This window comes from Nocardioides dubius (genome assembly GCF_039528155.1).
Taxonomy (GTDB): Bacteria; Actinomycetota; Actinomycetes; order Propionibacteriales; family Nocardioidaceae; genus Nocardioides; species Nocardioides dubius.
In genome coordinates this window covers 130,588-132,522 of sequence record NZ_BAAALG010000011.1, presented here as the reverse complement: position 1 = coordinate 132,522, position 1,935 = coordinate 130,588, and the positions used below count along the sequence as shown (strand labels likewise).

Sequence of the window (1,935 nt, the reverse complement as noted above, 5' to 3'; positions counted from 1 at the left end):
GCCTCAGGCCCAGCGCTCCTCGGCGGGCACGAAGGTGAGCGTGCGGTCGCCGGTGTAGATCTGCTTCGGACGAGCGATCTTCTGCTCCTTGTCCTGGATCAGCTCGTTCCACTGCGCGAGCCAGCCGGGGGTGCGGCCGATCGCGAAGAGGACGGTGAACATCTCCGGCGGGAACTGCAGGGCCTCGTAGATCAGGCCCGAGTAGAAGTCCACGTTCGGGTAGAGCTTGCGCTTGACGAAGTACTCGTCCTCGAGCGCGATCTTCTCGAGCTCCTGGGCGATCTCGAGCAGCGGGTTGACCCCGGTGACCTCGAAGACGTCGTCGCAGGCCTTCTTGATCAGCTTGGCGCGCGGGTCGTAGTTCTTGTAGACCCGGTGGCCGAAGCCCATCAGGCGCTCGTTGCCGTTCTTCACGCCCTCGATGAAGGCGGGGATGTTCTCCTTGGTGCCGATCCGCTTCAGCATCCGCAGCACGGCCTCGTTGGCGCCACCGTGCAGCGGGCCGTAGAGGGCGCCGATGCCGGCCGCCACAGCGGAGTACGGGTCGACCTGCGAGGAGCCGACGGAGCGGACCGCGTTGGTCGAGCAGTTCTGCTCGTGGTCGGCGTGCAGGATCAGCAGCACGTCGAGGGCCTTGGCCAGACGCGGGTCTGCGGCGAACTTCTGCTCGCTCATCCGGAACAGCATCGAGAGGAAGTTCTCGGTGTAGCTGAGCTCGTTGTCCGGGTAGATGAACGGCTTGCCCTGCGCGTGGCGGAAGGCCCAGGCGCCGAGCGTCGGCATCTTGGCGATCATGCGCACGATCTGCATGTGCCGGTTGTCCGGGTCATCGATGTTGCGCGCGTCCGGGTAGAACGTGGAGAGCGCGCCGACCGACGCCATCAGCATGCCCATCGGGTGTGCGTCATAGCGGAAGCCGTGCATGAAGCCCTTGACGTTCTCGTGCACGAACGTGTGGTAGGTGATCTCGTGAACCCACGCCTCGTACTCCGCCTTGGTGGGGAGCTCGCCGTGGATCAGGAGGTAGGCCACCTCGAGGAAGTTGGACTTCTCCGCCAACTGCTCGATCGGGTATCCGCGGTATTCGAGGATGCCCTTCTCGCCGTCGATGTAGGTCACAGCGCTGCGGCACGAGGCCGTGTTCACGAAGCCCGGGTCGTAGACGGCCAGACCCGGCTCGTCGTCGGCGGTGCGGATCTTGCCCAGGTCGGCGGCCTTGATGGTTCCGTCGACGATGGGGAGGTCGTACTCGGTGCCCGTCCGGTTGTCCCGAACGGTCAGGGAGGCTGCCTGACCGGCAGCGGCGGCCGATACGTCGGTCACGTCGGCTCCTGTCTGCTTGGAGTGTTGTGGACTCTCAAAGAGTTCTGTTGACTCGCGTGTGTCAGTGCTCAACCTATTCGTTGCCCGCGCCGGATGCGAAAGGGGGTCGTTTTGACCTCCTTCTCAGGCTCGCCCTAGACTTGCTAGTCGCGTCTCCTGCCGCGTTGTGAACGGCCCACCTCGGTGAGCCCGACACGATGCAGACCCGGCCGCCCTCGGCGGATCCCGGGCAGTGTTCGTCAGAAGACGTGGAAGCACCTCCCCGGCTGGGAAGTCCAGTCGGGTCCAACGAACGAGAATGAGGCTAGAAGACGTTGCGTACGTACAGCCCCAAGCCCGGTGACATCCAGCGCGACTGGCTCGTCATCGACGCCACTGACATCGTGCTCGGCCGCCTCGCGGTCCAGACCGCGAACCTCCTTCGCGGCAAGCACAAGCCGATCTTCGCCCCCCACGTCGACGCTGGTGACTTCGTCATCATCATCAACGCTGAGAAGGTTGCGCTCTCCGGCAACAAGAAGGTCACCAAGCTGGCCTACCGCCACTCGGGTTACCCGGGCGGTCTGACCGCGACTCCGATCGGCGAGATCCTGGAGAAGGACGCGCGCAAGG

General features: G+C 64.7%; 2 protein-coding genes. One reads left to right on the top strand and one right to left on the bottom strand.

All coding sequences use genetic code 11. The features are described from left to right. Positions 1-3: 3 nt before the first annotated feature. On the bottom strand, positions 4-1,323 hold the full coding sequence (locus ABD151_RS13670; protein WP_343995268.1) for a citrate synthase: 1,320 nt from the start codon (positions 1,321-1,323) through the stop codon (positions 4-6). Between the two features lie 314 nt (positions 1,324-1,637). Between ABD151_RS13670 and rplM the strand changes: the two genes are divergently transcribed. Next, a partial coding sequence (rplM, locus tag ABD151_RS13665) for a 50S ribosomal protein L13 (protein WP_343995266.1) occupies positions 1,638-1,935 on the top strand: 298 nt, incomplete at its 3' end.